Source organism: Oerskovia paurometabola, from assembly GCF_016907365.1.
Classification (GTDB): domain Bacteria; phylum Actinomycetota; class Actinomycetes; order Actinomycetales; family Cellulomonadaceae; genus Oerskovia; species Oerskovia paurometabola.
In genome coordinates this window covers 2,440,401-2,456,572 of record NZ_JAFBBV010000001.1, presented here as the reverse complement: position 1 = coordinate 2,456,572, position 16,172 = coordinate 2,440,401, and the positions used below count along the sequence as shown (strand labels likewise).

Sequence of the window (16,172 nt, the reverse complement as noted above, 5' to 3'; positions counted from 1 at the left end):
GGCGCCGCCGTCTGGTGGCGCCCTTTCCACTGCCCTGTCGAGCCGCTAGGAGCGCGCACCGTGTCAGACGTTCTCTCGTCACCCTTGTCCATCACTCTCGACGGAGAACGGACCACGGTGGAGACGGGGACGACCGGCCTGGACCTGTTCCAGGGCCGCCGTGACGTCGTCGTCCTGCGCGTGAACGGTCAGCTCAAGGACCTCGACACCGCCGTCGCCGAGGGCGACGAGGTCGAGGGCGTGACCATCGACTCGCCCGACGGCCTCGACGTGCTGCGCCACTCGGCCGCCCACGTCCTGGCCCAGGCAGTCCAGCAGGTCAACCCCGACGCCAAGCTCGGCATCGGCCCGCCCATCCGTGACGGCTTCTACTACGACTTCGACGTCGAGACCCCGTTCACCCCCGACGACCTCAAGGCCCTCGACAAGGCCATGGCCCGCATCGTCAAGGACGGCCAGACGTTCAGGCGTCGCGTCGTGACCGAGGACGAGGCGCGCGCCGAGCTCGCGAACGAGCCCTACAAGCTCGAGCTGATCGGCCTCAAGGGCTCCGGCTCGGCCGACGACGCAGCGGGGGAGGGCGTGTCGGTCGAGGTCGGCGCCGGCGAGCTCACCATCTACGACAACCTGCGTCGCGACGGCTCCGTGGCCTGGAAGGACCTGTGCCGCGGCCCGCACCTGCCCAGCACTCGCCTCATCGGCAACGGCTTCCAGCTCATGCGCAGCGCCGCGGCCTACTGGCGCGGCAGCGAGAAGAACCCCCAGCTCCAGCGCGTCTACGGCACGGCGTGGCCCACCAAGGACGAGCTGCGCGCCTACACCGAGCGCCTGGCCGAGGCCGAGCGCCGCGACCACCGTCGCATCGGTGCCGAGATGGACCTGTTCTCGTTCAACGACCAGGTCGGCTCGGCCCTGCCGCTGTTCCACCCCAAGGGCGGCGTGATCAAGCGGGTCATGGAGGACTACGTCCGCCAGCGCCACATCGAGGAGGGCTTCTCCTACGTCGGCACCCCGCACATCACCAAGGAAGAGCTCTTCTTCACCTCCGGCCACCTGCCGTACTACGCGGACACGATGTTCCCGGCGCTCGACCTCGAGGAGGTCGGCGACCACGGGCGCTATCGCCTCAAGGCGATGAACTGCCCCATGCACAACCTGATCTTCTCGAGCCGCGGGCGCTCGTACCGCGAGCTGCCGATCCGGTTGTTCGAGTTCGGCACCGTGTACCGGTACGAGAAGTCCGGCGTGGTCCAGGGCCTGACGCGTGTGCGCGGCCTGACCCAGGACGACTCGCACTCCTACGTCACGCCCGAGCAGGCTCCGGACGAGGTCAAGCACCTGCTGAACTTCATGCTGTCGGTGCTCACCGACTTCGGCCTCGACGACTTCTACCTGGAGCTGTCGACGCGGGACGACTCCAAGCCCGACAAGTTCGTCGGCACCGACGAGGACTGGGCCAAGGCCACCGCTGTGCTGGAGAAGGTCGCGGTCGAGTCGGGCCTCGAGCTCGTGGCGGACCCGGGCGGCGCTGCCTTCTACGGCCCCAAGATCTCGGTCCAGGCCAAGGACGCCATCGGCCGCACGTGGCAGATGGGCACGGTGCAGTACGACTTCAACCAGCCGAAGGGCTTCGGCCTGGAGTACACGGCGGCAGACGGCACCAAGCAGCAGCCGGTGATGATCCACTCGGCCAAGTTCGGCTCGATCGAGCGGTTCATGGGTGTGCTCATCGAGCACTATGCGGGGCTCTTCCCGGCCTGGCTGGCGCCTGTCCAGGTGCTCGCCGTCCCGGTGGCCGAGGCGTTCGACGACTACCTCAAGGACGTCGTCGCCGAGCTCAAGGCCCGCGGCATCCGCGCCGAGCTCGACCTTTCCGACGACCGGTTCGCCAAGAAGATCCGCAACGCGGCCAAGGAGAAGGTGCCGTTCGTGCTCATCGCCGGTGGCGAGGACGTCGAGGCCGGCGCGGTGTCGTTCCGGTACCGCGACGGGCGCCAGGACAACGGCGTGCCCGTGGCCGAGGCCGTCGAGCGGATCGTGTCTGCGGTCCGCGAGCGCAGCCAGGTCTGACGCGTGACGTCGGACGGCGCAGTGGCCGGGTACTCGGTCGAGGGCCCGCAGGGGCATCCTCGGTTCGACGACGGGATGGACCGGTTGTGGACGCCGCACCGGATGGTCTACATCGGTGGGCAGGACAAGCCGGTCGACGACCGGTCGTCGTCGTGCCCGTTCTGCCGGGTCCCTGCGCTGTCCGACGAGGACGGGTTGGTCGTCGCGCGGGGCACGTGGTGCTTCGTGGTGCTCAACCTGTACCCGTACAACCCGGGGCACCTGATGGTGTGCCCGTACCGGCACGTGTCGGACTACACGGAGCTCACGCCCGAGGAGACCGACGAGCTGGCGCGGCTGACGCAGCAGGCGATGCGGGTCACGCGTGCGGTGTCGGGTCCCGACGGTTTCAACCTGGGTATGAACCAGGGAGCGGTCGCGGGGGCCGGTATCGCGGCGCACCTGCACCAGCACGTGGTGCCGCGGTGGTCGGGGGACGCGAACTTCCTGCCGATCGTGGCGCACACCAAGGCCGTGCCCGAGCTCCTGGGGGACACCCGGGCACGGTTGGCGGCGGCGTGGGACGACGTAGGGCCTGCGGGCCCCGAGGCGGCCGACGAGAACGACGTGGCGCCGGTGGCGCCCACTTCCGAGGAGAGCTAGATGTTCGGTCGGCTGCGCGCCGTCGTGACGAGGTTGTTCACGCCGATCGCGGCGTTCCTGCTGCGTGTCGGGGTGTCCCCGGACGCGGTCACGATCGTGGGGACGCTCGGGGTCGTGGCGTCCGCGCTGTGGCTGTTCCCGACAGGGCACCTGTTCGCGGGGACCATGGCGATCATGGTCTTCGCGTTCTCGGACGCGCTCGACGGTGTGATGGCGCGGCTGTCGGGGCGCTCTGGGCCGTGGGGCGCGTTCCTGGACTCGACGCTGGACCGCCTGGCGGACGCCGCGATCTTCACGGGCCTGATCGTGTGGTTCGTGCGCACGGAGAACACGTGGGGCATCACGGTGGGGCTCGCCTGCCTGGTGCTCGGGTCGGTGGTCCCGTACGCGCGAGCCCGGGCCGAGGGGCTCGGCATGACGGCCGCGGTCGGCATCGCGGAACGGGCCGACCGGCTGGTCGTGACGCTCGTCGCGGCGGGGCTCGTGGGTCTGGGGCTGCCGGTGGCGGTGCTGGTCGTGGTGCTGGGGCTGCTCGCGGCCGCGAGCGCCGTGACGGTCGTGCAGCGCATGGCGACGGTGCGTCGTCAGGCGGTCGCGGCGGGGGCTGCGCCGTCGGGCGGGGCTGCGGCGTCCGAGGGTGGTGCCTGACGTGGGGGTGAGTGCTGACAAGGCGTTCACGTTCGCGTGGCGCAACGCGCACAAGGTGCCGGAGCCGCTGCTGCGGGGGTTGTTCACGGCGATCGCGGACGTGGCGTGGGCGACGCGCAAGGGGGGCGTGCCGCAGCTGGAGAGGAATCTGGCGCGGGTCCGTCCGGACCTGGACGCGCGGGGCCTGCGCCGGCTGAGCCGGGCGGGCATGCGCTCGTACATGCGGTACTACCGCGAGGCGTTCACGTTGCCGGCGGCGTCTCCTGCGCAGATCGAGGCGCGGGTGCGGTTGGAGGGGTACGAGAACTGCCAGCGGTTCACGTCGCAGGGGGTGACCCCGGTGCTGGCGCTGGGGCACATGGGCAACTGGGACCTGGCGGGGGCGTACGCGACGCCGCACATCGCTCCGGTGCTGACGGTCGCGGAGCGGCTCAAGCCCGAGGAGCTGTTCCAGGAGTTCCTGGCGTTCCGTAACTCGTTGGGGATCGAGATCCTGGCGTTGGGGGACGGGGACGTGTTCCGTGAGCTGATGCGCGGTGCGCGGGGGCCGGGCAAGCTCATCCCGTTGCTCGCCGACCGTGACCTGACGTCGCGGGGCGTGGAGGTGGACCTGTTCGGTGAGCGGGCCCGGGTGGCGGCGGGACCGGCCGCGCTGGCGGTCTCGACGGGGGCGCCGTTGTTGACGGCCTCGATCCGGTACGAGCGGTTGACGGGGGTGCGTCGTCGGGCGGCGGGGACCCCGTGGGGGATCGTGATCCGGTTCTTCCCGCCGGTCACGGTGCCGGACGGTGTGCCGCGCAGCGAGCGGGTGGCGGCGGTGACGCAGGCGTGGGTGGACCAGCTGGCGGAGGGCGTCGCCGCGGACCCGGAGGACTGGCACATGCTGCAGAAGGTGTTCGTGGCGGACCTGGACCCGGACCGGTACGCCCGGACGCGGGCGAAGGACGCGCAGGGTTCGACTGGTGGAGGGGCGGTGGGCTCGGCATGAGCCTGAAGGTCGGGATCGTGTGCCCGTACTCGTTCGACGTCCCGGGCGGTGTGCAGTTCCACATCCGGGACCTGGCGGAGGCGCTCATGGCGCAGGGTCACGAGGTGTCGGTGCTGGCGCCGGCGGACGAGGACACTCCCATCCCGGACTACATCACGTCCGCGGGGCGTGCGGTGCCGGTGAAGTACAACGGTTCGGTGGCGCGCATGACGTTCGGCCCGGTCACCGCAGCGCGCGTGCGCCGCTGGTTGGACGCGGGCCAGTTCGACGTGCTGCACCTGCACGAGCCGGTGACGCCGTCCCTGAGCATGCTGGCGCTGTGGATCGCGCAGGGGCCGATCGTGGCGACGTTCCACACGGCCCTGATCCGGTCGCGGGCGCTGCAGGTGGTGTACCCGCTGGTGCGGCAGAGCCTGGAGAAGATCTCGGCGCGCATCGCGGTCTCGGAGGACGCTCGGCGCACCCTCGTGGAGCACATGGGTGGTGACGCGGTCGTGATCCCGAACGGGGTGTACGTCGACACGTTCGCCGCCGCGGAGCCGTCGGCGAGGTGGCAGGGGACGCCGGACGCGCCGACGATCGCGTTCCTGGGGCGACTGGACGAGCCGCGCAAGGGCCTTCCGGTCCTGACGGCCGCGATCCCGCGCATCCTGGAGCAGGTCCCGGGGGCGCGCTTCCTGGTCGCGGGTCGCGGGGACCAGGGGCGTGCCGACGCCCTGGAGGCGCTGGGCGAGGCCGCGAGCGCCGTGGAGTTCCTGGGGTCGATCTCGGACGAGGAGAAGGCGTCGCTGCTGTCGTCGGTGGACCTGTACGTCGCTCCGCAGACGGGCGGTGAGAGCTTCGGGATCGTGCTGGTGGAGGCGATGAGCGCGGGGGCGTGCGTGGTGGCTTCGGACCTGGGGGCGTTCCGCCGGGTCCTGGACGAGGGGGAGGCGGGGGCGTTGTTCCCGGTGGGGGACTCGGCCGCGCTGGCGGAGACGGTGGTGCGGGTCCTGGCGGACCCTGCGGGCCGGGAGCGGTACTGCGAGCGGGCGATCTCGTTCGTGCGCAGGTTCGACTGGTCGACGGTGACGGCCGAGGTGCTCGCGGTGTACGAGATGGCGTTGGCGGCCTCGGACGCCGTGATCCCGGTGCACGAGGACCCGGCGTCGTTGCGTGGCGGCCGCCGGTTGGGGTTGTGGCCCCGCGCGGAGCAGGAGAGGAACCCGTCGTGACGTGGTCGGAGATCGCCATCATCGTGGTGGCCGTGGTGCTGGTGGCGGGGTGGGCGCTGTGGGTCGCGGCCTCGCGGCTGGACCGGTTGCACCGCAAGGTCATGGCGTCGCGGCTGGCGCTGGACGCGCAGCTCGAGCGGCGTGCGTCGGCGGCCCTGGACCTGGCGGGGGCGGGGGAGCTGGACCCGGCGAGCTCGGTCCTGGTGGCGGAGGCCGCGTACGCGGTCCTGGACGACGACCTGCGCATGCGGGAGGTCGCGGCCGCGGTGCCGGGCCTGGCGGAGCTGGTGGTGGCCCCGGAGGGGGTGCGCAGGCCCGACGGCGGCGCACCGCTGGTGCAGGCGCCTCGCCTCCTGGCGGGGGTCGGGATGCAGCGCGCGATGGCGGAGAGCGACCTGTCGGCCACGTTGCGCGCGGCGCTCGAGGACCCGCAGGACGTCGCGGAGATCCGCGCCTCGCCCCTGGGGGCCGACCTGCTGGCCGCGCTGGGGGGGGCCTGGTACCGGGCGCAGATCGCCCGCCGTTTCCACAACGAGGCCGTCGCGCAGACGCAGCGCCTGCGCCGCACCTGGTACGCCCGGGCGTTCTCCCTGGCGGGGCACGCGCCCATGCCGGTCACGGTCGAGCTGGACGACGCCTGGCCCTCGGGGTTGGACCGCAACCCCTGAGCGGTCGCCGTGCCCGAGGGGTGAGCGCGCGTCCGTAGACTGGTGGTGACGTGCAAGCATGTCGGCGGCGCGAGCGTGACCCCTGCTCGTGCGTCCCAACGTGAAGATTCGAGGTTTCGCGGTGTCCGTGGAGAATTCCGGCGAGAACAGCCCCCAGGTGACCGACGTCGTCGGCTCGGCCAAGGTCAAGCGCGGCATGGCCGAGATGCTCAAGGGCGGCGTCATCATGGACGTCGTCACCCCTGAGCAGGCGAAGATCGCCGAGGACGCCGGTGCGGTGGCCGTCATGGCGCTCGAGCGCGTCCCGGCGGACATCCGCGCCCAGGGCGGCGTCTCGCGCATGAGCGACCCCGACATGATCGACGGCATCATCGCGGCCGTCTCGATCCCCGTCATGGCCAAGGCCCGCATCGGCCACTTCGTCGAGGCGCAGGTGCTGCAGGCCCTGGGCGTCGACTACATCGACGAGTCCGAGGTCCTGACCCCGGCCGACTACGCCCACCACATCGACAAGTGGGCGTTCGACGCGCCGTTCGTGTGCGGGGCGACGAACCTGGGCGAGGCCCTGCGCCGTATCACCGAGGGCGCGGCCATGATCCGCTCCAAGGGCGAGGCCGGCACGGGCGACGTGTCCAACGCGACGACGCACATGCGCACGATCCGCGCCGAGATCCGCCGCCTGACGTCTCTGCCCGAGGACGAGCTGTTCGTCGCGGCCAAGGAGCTCCAGGCGCCGTACGAGCTCGTCAAGGAGGTCGCCGCGACGGGCAAGCTGCCCGTGGTCATGTTCACCGCGGGCGGCATCGCGACCCCGGCCGACGCCGCCATGATGATGCAGCTCGGCGCCGAGGGCGTGTTCGTCGGCTCCGGCATCTTCAAGTCCGGCAACCCCGCCCAGCGTGCGGCCGCGATCGTCAAGGCCACCACGTTCTACGACGACCCGGCCGTCCTCGCGGACGTCTCGCGCGGCCTGGGCGAGGCCATGGTCGGCCTCAACGTCGACGAACCCGCGCGATCGATCCAGTTCGCCGAGCGCGGCTGGTGACCCCGCCGGCCGGTCGGGGCGTCCCGGAGCCCCGGGGGCACTCCTGCGTGTCCCCCTCGTGACGGGCACCCCCGACCGGCCCGCCGGCACCACCCCGGACGGGGTGGACGCACCCGCTGCGCCCACCCCGTCCGCCCCGACGTCCCTCGGCCCCGACTGGGTCCTGGGCCCCGACGGGCTGCGCCACCGGCGCGGCGCCCGCGTCCTGCTCCTCGACGCCGCGGACCGCGTCCTGCTCGCCCGCGGCCACGACACCGACCAGCCCGACCGCTCCTGGTGGTTCACCATCGGCGGCGGCATCGAACCCGGCGAGAGCGACCTCGACGCCGCGGTGCGCGAGGTCCGCGAGGAGACCGGGCTGCACCTGGACCCCACCGCGCTCGAGGGCCCCGTGTGGACCCGCTCCGCGATCTTCGACTTCTACCGCGAACGCTGCCGACAGGACGAGGTCTTCTACCTCGCCCGCCTCACCGACCAGCACACGAACCGTCCCCTGACCCGCGACGGCTGGACCGAGGTCGAGCACGACGTCGTCGACGAGATGCGCTGGTGGACCCTGCCCGAGCTGCGCGCCGTGACCATCGAGGTCTTCCCCGCCGGGCTGCCCGACCTCCTCCAACCGCTCCTGCACGGCTGGGACGGGAGCACCCGACACCTCGGCGAAGCCACCGAGTAGCCCACCCGGCCCCACCCGCCCGGCGAGCACCCGGGCCGAGCGCCGCCGTCGGGCACCCACGCAGCGCGCGGCAGGCGGCGCGTACGATGGGCGATCGTGAAACCGGTCATTGGAGTCCTCGCCCTGCAGGGCGACGTCCGCGAGCACGTGGCCGCCCTCGAGGTGGCCGGTGCCCGCGCCGTCACCGTGCGGCGCCCCACCGAGCTCGCCGCGATCGACGGCCTCGTGCTGCCCGGCGGGGAGTCGACCACGATCGACAAGCTGCTGCGGATCTTCGAGCTGTTCGACCCGCTGCGCACCGCGATCGGGGCCGGGCTGCCCGTGTACGGGTCGTGCGCGGGCATGATCCTGCTCGCCGACCGCGTCCTGGGCGCCACGCACGACCAGCAGACCCTCGGCGGACTGGACGTCACGGTGCGCCGCAACGCGTTCGGGCGCCAGGTCGACTCGTTCGAGTCGTCCGTCGAGATGTCGGGCGTCCGCGGCGGGCCCGTGCCCGCCGCGTTCATCCGCGCCCCCTGGGTCGAGGAGATCGGCCCCGGGGTCCAGGTCCTGGCACGCACCCGCCACCGGGGCGCCTCGGTGCCCGCTGCGCCGGCCCAGGCCCCGGACGTGGCCCCCTCCGCGGGCGCGGGCGAAGACGCAGGTAGAATCGTCGCAGTACGTCAGGGAACGTTGCTCGCCACCTCCTTCCACCCCGAGATCACGGGCGATGCGCGGGTGCACGAGCTCTTCGTCGCAATCGTGAAGGAGTAACAGGGGTATGTCAGGACACTCCAAGTGGGCTACGACCAAGCACAAGAAGGCCGTGATCGACGCCAAGCGCGGCAAGCTGTTCGCCAAGCTCATCAAGAACATCGAGGTCGCGGCCCGCACGGGCGGCGGGGACCTCGCCGGTAACCCCACGCTCTTCGACGCCGTCCAGAAGGCCAAGAAGTCCTCGGTCCCCAACGACAACATCGACCGCGCCCTCAAGCGCGGCTCGGGCCAGGAAGCCGGCGGCGCCGACTACCAGACGATCATGTACGAGGGCTACGGCACGGGCGGCATCGCCGTCCTCGTCGAGTGCCTCACCGACAACAAGAACCGCGCCGCCGCCGAGGTCCGCATCGCGTTCACGCGCAACGGCGGCCAGCTCGCCGACCCGGGCTCGGTGTCCTACCTGTTCTCCCGCAAGGGCGTCATCGTGGTCCCCAAGGAGGGCACCACCGAGGACGACGTCATGGAGGCCGTCCTCGAGGCGGGCGGCGAGGAGGTCACCGACGAGGGCGACACGTTCGAGATCCTCACCGAGGCCACCGACCTCGTCGCGGTCCGCACCGCGCTGCAGGACGCCGGCATCGAGTACGACTCCGCCGACGTCGTCTTCCACCCCTCCATGGAGGTCGAGGTCGACGCCGAGGGCGCCCGCAAGATCCTGCGCCTCATCGACGCCCTCGAGGACAGCGACGACGTGCAGAACGTCTACGCGAACTTCACCGCGAGCGACGAGGTCATGGCCGAGCTCGAGAACGACGACTGACCCACCCCCTGGTGTGACGAAGGGCTCCCGCGCGACGGCTCGCGTGGGAGCCCTTCGTCGTGGGCGGCCCGTGAGAAGGTGAGCGCGTGCGCGTGCTCGGAGTGGACCCAGGACTGACCCGTTGCGGGATCGGCGTCGTCGACTCGCTGCCCGGACGGCGCGCCCGCATGGTGGCGGTCGGGGTCCTGCAGAGCCCGCCCGACCAGTCGGTCGACCTGCGCCTGCTCACCATCTCCCAGCGCCTCGACGTGTGGATGGACGAGCACGTCCCGGACGTCGTGGCCGTCGAGCGCGTCTTCGCCCAGCACAACGTCAGCACCGTCATGGGCACCGCGCAGGTCGCGGGTCTCGCGATGGTCGCCGCGGCCCGTCGCGGCGTGCCCGTCGCGATGCACACCCCCAGCGAGGTCAAGGCCGCCGTGACCGGCACCGGCCGCGCCGACAAGATCCAGGTCCAGCGCATGGTCGCGCGCATCCTCGAGCTCGGCGAGCTGCCCAAGCCCGCCGACGCCGCCGACGCCCTGGCCCTCGCGATCTGCCACCTGTGGCGCCCGGCGGGCGCCCTGCAGGGCGGGGACCGGCACCAGCTCACGCCCGCGCAGCGCGCCTGGGCCGCGGCCGAGCAGGCCTCGCGCGGCCGACGCGGCTGACACCGGCCCCACGTGCCCGACGGCGAGGCTCGACCGGGAGCACCGCCGCCCGTTGCTAGAGTGGCCCACGGTTCGTACAGGTGTTCGGGACCGGCCGCTCGTGGCCGGGACCCGCGAGGAAGCATGGAGGCACAGTGATCGCTTCGCTGTCGGGCACGGTCGCGGACGTCCGCCTGGACCGCGCCGTCATCGACGTGGGAGGCGCCGGGGGAGCCGTGGGCTACCTCGTCCACGCGACCCCCGCGACCCTGTCCGCGCTGCGCGTGGGCGAGCCCGCGCGCCTGGCCACGAGCATGGTCGTCCGCGAGGACTCCTTCACGCTGTTCGGGTTCGCCGACGACGACGAACGTGCCGTGTTCGAGGCCGTGCAGACCGTCAGCGGCGTCGGCCCGCGCCTGGCCCTGGCCATGCTCGCGGTGCACACGCCCGACGGGCTGCGCCGCGCCGTCGCGGGGGAGGACATCGCCGCGCTCATGCGCGTGCCCGGCATCGGGCGCAAGGGCGCCCAGCGCATCGCGCTCGAGCTCGGCGACCGGCTCGGGGCCCCCACCGGCACGGGCGCGGACGACCCGGCCGGCACGGGCGGCCCCGGCGGTGCCGTGGTCGACGACCAGCGCGACCAGGTCGTCCAGGCGCTCGTGGGCCTCGGGTGGAACCCCAAGGCCGCCGAGGACGCCCTCGCCACCGTCCTGACCCAGGCCGGGGCCGACGCGGTCGCGCCCGACGAGATCGCCGGCGCGCTGCGCGCCTCGCTGCGGGTCCTGGGCGGCCCCCGTGGCTGACTTCGACCGCGTCGGCTACGAGGAGGGGAACGAGCCGTTCACGTCCGAGCGGATCGTGACCTCGACGGCCGACGACCTCGAGCGAGCAGCCGAGGCCGCCCTGCGACCGAGGCGCCTCGAGGAGTTCGTCGGGCAGCTCGTCGTGCGCGACCAGCTCTCCCTCGTGCTCCAGGCGGCCCTCGCACGCGGGGCGACGCCCGACCACGTCCTGCTCTCGGGCCCGCCCGGGCTCGGCAAGACGACCCTCGCGATGATCATCGCCGCCGAGCTCGGCACCTCGCTGCGCGTGACGTCCGGCCCCGCGATCCAGCACGCGGGCGACCTCGCCGCGGTCCTGTCCTCGCTCGAGGAGGGCGAGGTGCTGTTCATCGACGAGATCCACCGCCTCGCGCGCCCCGCCGAAGAGCTGCTGTACGTCGCGATGGAGGATTTCCGGGTCGACGTCGTCGTCGGCAAGGGGGCCGGGGCCAGCGCCATCCCGCTGTCCCTGCCGCCGTTCACCGTCGTGGGCGCCACCACGCGCGCCGGGCTCCTGCCCGCCCCGCTGCGCGACCGCTTCGGGTTCACCGGACACCTCGACTTCTACTCCGCCGAGGAGCTCGAGCGCGTCATCATCCGCTCGGCCGGGCTGCTCGGCGTCGAGATCAAGCACGCCGCCGCCCACGAGATCTCGGGCCGTTCCCGTGGTACGCCCCGTATCGCCAACCGGCTGCTGCGCCGCGTGCGCGACTGGGCACAGGTGCGCGGCGACGGGACCATGGACCTGCGGGCCGCCCGCGCGGCACTCGAGGTCTACGAGGTCGACGAGCTCGGCCTCGACCGCCTCGACCGGGCCGTCCTGGGCGCCCTGTGCACGCGGTTCGGCGGCGGCCCCGTGGGCCTGAGCACCCTCGCCGTGACCGTGGGGGAGGAGTCCGAGACGGTCGAGACCGTCGCCGAGCCCTTCCTCGTACGCGAAGGGCTGATCGGCCGCACCCCGCGCGGTCGCGTCGCGACCCCCGCGGCCTGGGCGCACCTCGGGCTGACCCCGCCCGACCCGCTGGCGCCCCGCGGACCGGGCGGCGGACTCGGGCAGCGGACGGGCTCGGCGAGGTCGGGCGGAACCCTGTTCGACACGGGGGCCTAGACTGGAGGAATCTGAGCGGCGGAACTCCACGGCCGGACGGTTCGTTGGTGATCCGTACGCGTGCGCCTAGACTGCCGCGCAGATCCCAGCACAGAACAGGAACCGGTTACCCCGTCATGGACTTCAGCCTCATCCTCATCCTCGCTCTCGCCGCCGGAGCGATGTTCCTCATGACCAACCGGTCACGCAAGGCCCAGAAGGAAGCAGCCGCCTTCCGCACCAACCTTGCCCCCGGCCAGGAGGTCATGACCGGCTCCGGCCTGTTCGGGACCATCGTCGACGTCGACGAGGAGAAGGACATCATCACGATCGAGTCCACCCCCGGCACCCAGACGCGCTGGCTGCGCGCGGCGATCGCCAAGCTCGTCGAGCCGCCCGTCGAGGAAGAGGGCACCGACGAGCTTGCCGAGGGCACCGAGAAGGACGCGGTCTACGGCGACGCGACCACCTCCTCGGCGGACGACGACGTCCTGGACGTCCCGGACGACCTGTCCGGGCTCACGGACAAGCCGGGGGACAAGCGGGACGACGGCACCGACAGCAAGTGACACCACGTCGCACCCCGATCCCGGGGTGCGACGTCGACCCGCGCCATCTCGCGATGTCGCGCGCACGAGAAGAGACGGATAGTTGGCCACCTCCAACACACGACGCGCCAGGCCCGTACGCACCCTGGTAACCCTCGCTGTACTGATCCTCGCGTTGTTCGCGTCGATCTTCGCCGGCACCAAGTGGTCGGACGCGAGCCTCACCCCCGGACTCGCCCTCGACCTGGAGGGCGGCACGCAGATCATCCTGACGCCGATCGCCTCCGAGGGGAAGGTCACCGACGAGACGATCACGCAGGCGATCAACGTGATCCGCCAGCGCGTCGACTCCTCGGGCGTGACCGAGGCCGAGATCACCAGCCAGGGCAACAACATCGTCGTCGGGCTGCCCGGCACCCCGAGCGACGAGACGCTCGACCTCGTGCGCAAGTCCGCGCAGATGCGGTTCCGCCCGGTCCTGACCGTCGGCGCCCCCACCCCGGTGGAGACCGAGACCCCGGCCGAGGCTCCCGCTGAGCCTGAGACGCCCGTCGTCCCCGCCAACCCGAGCGACCTCGCCCAGATCACCCCGGCGATCCAGGCCGAGTTCGACGCGCTCGACTGCACCGACCCCAAGAACCTCACCGGTGGTCTGGGCGACCAGCCCGACGCACCCCTGGTCACGTGCGCCGACGACGGCAGCGCCAAGTACATCCTGGGACCGGTCGAGATCGAGGGCACCGAGATCTCCAACGCGAGCTCGGGCATGGGCACCACGGCGCAGGGCGTGAGCACCGGCCAGTGGGTCGTCAACCTCGAGTTCAACAACGAGGGCACCGAGGCCTTCAAGGACACGACGACGCGCCTCTTCTCCCTGCCCTCCCCGCAGAACGCTTTCGCGCTCGTGCTCGACGGGCTCGTCATCTCCGCCCCGACCGCCAACGCCGTCATCACCGACGGCAAGGCCGAGATCTCCGGCAGCTTCACCCGTGAGAGCGCGGCCCTGCTGGCCAACCAGCTCAACTTCGGCTCGCTCCCGCTGACCTTCGAGGTCCAGAGCGAGCAGCAGATCTCCGCGACCCTCGGCAGCGAGCAGCTCGAGAAGGGCCTCATCGCGGGCGCGATCGGTCTCCTGCTCGTCGTCATCTACTCGCTCTTCCAGTACCGGGCCCTGGGTCTGGTCACGGTCGCCTCGCTCGGCATCGCCGCGGTCCTCACCTTCGGGGTGATCCTGCTGCTGTCCTGGACGATCGGGTACCGCCTCTCGCTGCCCGGTGTCGCGGGCATCATCGTCGCGATCGGTATCACCGCGGACTCGTTCATCGTGTACTTCGAACGCATCCGGGACGAGCTGCGCGACGGCCGCACCCTGAACTCGGCCGTCGAGAAGGGGTGGGACCGCGCACGCCGCACCATCCTGGCCTCCGACGCGGTCAACTTCCTCGCCGCGGTCGTGCTGTACTTCCTGGCCGTGGGCGGTGTGCGCGGCTTCGCGTTCACGCTCGGACTGACGACCCTGATCGACCTGATCGTGGTCTTCATGTTCACGCACCCGGTCATGCAGCTCCTCGCGAGGACCAAGTTCTTCGCCAGCGGGCACCCGGCCTCGGGTCTCGACCCGCGCCGCCTCGGAGCGACCACCCGCTACGCCGGACGGGGGCGGGTCGCCCGCCCCGGGACCACCGAGGACAAGGACGCACCTGTCACCGACGCCCCCGTCGACGAACCGTTCGGCAGCCCCACCCGTGAGAAGGTCGGTGCCGGCGCGAGCCTCCAGGGCGCGACCGGGGGCGAGGGCACCCGCCTGACGATCGCCGAGCGCCGCGCCGCGGCCCGGCGGGCGGCCGAGTCCGACGCCCCCACCACCGGCTCCTCGACCGAGGGCGACAAGAACGAGGAGAACCTCTGATGGCGCAGGGATTCGCCCAGTGGGGCAACGACCTCTACACGGGTCGCAAGTCCTACCAGATCGTCGGCCACCGCCGCCGCTTCTACATCATCGCGATCGTGATGGTCGTCCTGTCGTTCGGGGTCCTGCTCACCAAGGGCTTCAACCTCGGCATCGACTTCCGCGGCGGCTCGGAGTTCGTCGTCTCCAACGTGAGCGACACCAGCCAGCAGCCTGCGATCGACGCCGTGGCCGAGGTCGCGCCGGACGAGGTGCCGCGCGTGACGACCGTCGGTGGAAGCGCGATCCGCGTCCAGACCGACCGCCTGACCGCGGACGAGGTCACCGAGGTCCGCGACGCCCTCGCCGGGGCCTACTCCGTGACCGAGAACGACGTCACGACCGCGTTCATCGGCCCCAGCTGGGGCAAGGACGTGTCCCAGAAGGCCATCACGGGCCTCATCGTCTTCCTGGCCCTGGTGGGTCTGGTCATGACGATCTACTTCCGCAACTGGCGCATGGCGGCGGCCGCGCTCATCGCGCTGTTCCACGACCTCATCATCACGGTCGGGATCTACGCGGCGATCGGCTGGGAGGTCACCCCCGCGACCGTGATCGGCTTCCTGACGATCCTCGGGTACTCGATCTACGACACGGTCGTGGTCTTCGACAAGGTCCGGGAGAACACGCACGGCATCCTCGACCAGACCCGCAGCACCTACGCCGAGCGCGCGAACCTCGCGGTCAACCAGACGCTCGTCCGGTCGATCAACACCTCGGTCGTGGCGCTGCTGCCCGTGAGCGCCATCCTGTTCATCGGCGCGTTCCTCCTGGGCGCCGGCACGCTGCGCGACATCTCGCTCGCGCTGTTCGTCGGTATGGCCGTCGGTGCCTACTCCTCGATCTTCCTGGCCACGCCCCTGGAGGTCACGCTGCGCGAGCGCGAGCCCGCCATCAAGGAGCACACCCGGAAGGTCCTGGACAAGCGCGCCGCGAAGGTCGCCGACGCCGCGCAGTCCTCGGACGGCACGGCCAGGGACGCGGCGCTGGCCGCCGCCGGGGTCCAGGGTGCGGCCCAGCTCCAGCCGGGCTCCCACCAGGGCGTCAAGGCGCAGCCGCGACGCAAGCGGGGGCACTGACCCCTCATGAGCACCAGCAGCATCCTTCCCGTCGGGCTGACCGGCCTGGGGGACGAGCGCGCGGCCGAGGTCCTCGGACTGATCCGCGACGTCCCGGACTACCCCCAGCCCGGCGTCACGTTCCGTGACATCACCGGTCTGCTCGCCGACGGCAGGGCGCTCGGCGACGTGGTCGACTCCCTCGCGGCCTTCGCCGCGGGGGGCGTCGACCTCGTCGCCGGTCTGGAGGCCCGCGGCTTCCTGATCGGCGCCCCGCTCGCGACCCGCCTCGGCGTCGGCTTCCTGCCGCTGCGCAAGGCCGGCAAGCTCCCTCCGCCCACCGAGACGGTGACCTACGACCTCGAGTACGGCACCGCCTCGATCGAGCTGCGCACCGGGACGCTGACCCCCGGCGCGCGGGTGCTGGTCGTCGACGACGTCCTCGCCACGGGCGGGACCGCCTCAGCCGGCGCCGAGCTGGTCGAACGCTGCGGCGGGGTCGTGGTGGGCGTCGCGTTCCTGCTCGAGCTCGACGGTCTGGGAGGTCGCGAACGGCTCGCGGGCCGCCAGGTCGACACGCTCCTGCGCGTGGAGTCGTAGGATTGCCA

The 16,172-nt window shown here is 71.9% G+C and carries 17 protein-coding genes; all 17 read left to right on the top strand.

Annotation, left to right across the window (positions count from 1 at the left end):
* Nucleotides 1-60 precede the first annotated feature (60 nt).
* The 17 genes from thrS to JOD48_RS10940 all read left to right on the top strand — a co-directional run bounded on the left by thrS (nucleotide 61) and on the right by JOD48_RS10940 (nucleotide 16,164).
* Nucleotides 61-2,070 carry a threonine--tRNA ligase gene (thrS, locus tag JOD48_RS11020; RefSeq protein WP_191790488.1) on the top strand — a complete coding sequence of 670 codons (2,010 nt, stop codon included), beginning with the start codon at nucleotides 61-63 and terminating at the stop codon, nucleotides 2,068-2,070.
* Between the two features lie 75 nt (nucleotides 2,071-2,145).
* Nucleotides 2,146-2,712: an HIT family protein gene (locus tag JOD48_RS11015; protein ID WP_204810553.1), complete on the top strand. Its 567-nt coding sequence runs from the start codon at nucleotides 2,146-2,148 to the stop codon at nucleotides 2,710-2,712.
* Nucleotides 2,713-3,360 carry a phosphatidylinositol phosphate synthase gene (pgsA, locus tag JOD48_RS11010; RefSeq protein ID WP_204809029.1) on the top strand — a complete coding sequence of 216 codons (648 nt, stop codon included), beginning with the start codon at nucleotides 2,713-2,715 and terminating at the stop codon, nucleotides 3,358-3,360.
* Between the two features lies 1 nt (nucleotide 3,361).
* On the top strand, nucleotides 3,362-4,348 hold the full coding sequence (locus JOD48_RS11005; RefSeq protein WP_372440728.1) for a phosphatidylinositol mannoside acyltransferase: 987 nt from the start codon (nucleotides 3,362-3,364) through the stop codon (nucleotides 4,346-4,348).
* A 2-nt stretch (nucleotides 4,349-4,350) separates the two neighbouring features.
* Nucleotides 4,351-5,562, top strand: a complete 1,212-nt coding sequence (locus JOD48_RS11000) for a glycosyltransferase family 4 protein (protein WP_191790530.1) — start codon at nucleotides 4,351-4,353, stop codon at nucleotides 5,560-5,562.
* Nucleotides 5,559-6,230 carry a hypothetical protein gene (locus JOD48_RS10995; protein ID WP_204809027.1) on the top strand — a complete coding sequence of 224 codons (672 nt, stop codon included), beginning with the start codon at nucleotides 5,559-5,561 and terminating at the stop codon, nucleotides 6,228-6,230. The genes JOD48_RS11000 and JOD48_RS10995 overlap by 4 nt, the downstream gene beginning before the upstream one ends.
* 121 nt (nucleotides 6,231-6,351) lie before the next feature.
* Nucleotides 6,352-7,275, top strand: a complete 924-nt coding sequence (gene pdxS / locus JOD48_RS10990) for a pyridoxal 5'-phosphate synthase lyase subunit PdxS (RefSeq protein WP_191790484.1) — start codon at nucleotides 6,352-6,354, stop codon at nucleotides 7,273-7,275.
* Nucleotides 7,276-7,333: 58 nt separating this feature from the next.
* A complete protein-coding gene (locus tag JOD48_RS10985) occupies nucleotides 7,334-7,951 on the top strand; it encodes an NUDIX hydrolase (RefSeq protein WP_307824102.1) in 618 nt (205 codons plus the stop codon).
* A 93-nt stretch (nucleotides 7,952-8,044) separates the two neighbouring features.
* Nucleotides 8,045-8,707, top strand: coding sequence for a pyridoxal 5'-phosphate synthase glutaminase subunit PdxT (gene pdxT / locus JOD48_RS10980; RefSeq protein WP_204810552.1), 663 nt, complete (start codon nucleotides 8,045-8,047; stop codon nucleotides 8,705-8,707).
* 7 nt (nucleotides 8,708-8,714) lie between these two features.
* The gene (locus JOD48_RS10975) at nucleotides 8,715-9,473 is read left to right on the top strand and encodes a YebC/PmpR family DNA-binding transcriptional regulator (protein ID WP_138824356.1); all 759 of its coding nucleotides are present in this window, start codon (nucleotides 8,715-8,717) and stop codon (nucleotides 9,471-9,473) included.
* Between the two features lie 86 nt (nucleotides 9,474-9,559).
* Complete coding sequence (gene ruvC, locus JOD48_RS10970) at nucleotides 9,560-10,123, top strand: crossover junction endodeoxyribonuclease RuvC (protein WP_191790483.1); 564 nt, start codon at nucleotides 9,560-9,562, stop codon at nucleotides 10,121-10,123.
* 134 nt (nucleotides 10,124-10,257) lie between these two features.
* Nucleotides 10,258-10,905, top strand: coding sequence for a Holliday junction branch migration protein RuvA (gene ruvA, locus JOD48_RS10965; protein WP_191790527.1), 648 nt, complete (start codon nucleotides 10,258-10,260; stop codon nucleotides 10,903-10,905).
* Complete coding sequence (ruvB, locus tag JOD48_RS10960) at nucleotides 10,898-12,031, top strand: Holliday junction branch migration DNA helicase RuvB (RefSeq protein WP_191790482.1); 1,134 nt, start codon at nucleotides 10,898-10,900, stop codon at nucleotides 12,029-12,031. The genes ruvA and ruvB overlap by 8 nt, the downstream gene beginning before the upstream one ends.
* Before the next feature lie 116 nt (nucleotides 12,032-12,147).
* On the top strand, nucleotides 12,148-12,579 hold the full coding sequence (gene yajC, locus JOD48_RS10955; RefSeq protein WP_191790481.1) for a preprotein translocase subunit YajC: 432 nt from the start codon (nucleotides 12,148-12,150) through the stop codon (nucleotides 12,577-12,579).
* Nucleotides 12,580-12,661: 82 nt separating this feature from the next.
* Nucleotides 12,662-14,467: a protein translocase subunit SecD gene (secD, locus tag JOD48_RS10950; protein WP_204809025.1), complete on the top strand. Its 1,806-nt coding sequence runs from the start codon at nucleotides 12,662-12,664 to the stop codon at nucleotides 14,465-14,467.
* Nucleotides 14,467-15,585, top strand: a complete 1,119-nt coding sequence (gene secF / locus JOD48_RS10945; protein WP_191790479.1) for a protein translocase subunit SecF — start codon at nucleotides 14,467-14,469, stop codon at nucleotides 15,583-15,585. Before secD ends, secF begins: the two co-directional genes overlap by 1 nt.
* A 6-nt stretch (nucleotides 15,586-15,591) precedes the next feature.
* Nucleotides 15,592-16,164, top strand: coding sequence for an adenine phosphoribosyltransferase (locus tag JOD48_RS10940; protein WP_204809023.1), 573 nt, complete (start codon nucleotides 15,592-15,594; stop codon nucleotides 16,162-16,164).
* Nucleotides 16,165-16,172: the final 8 nt, after the last annotated feature.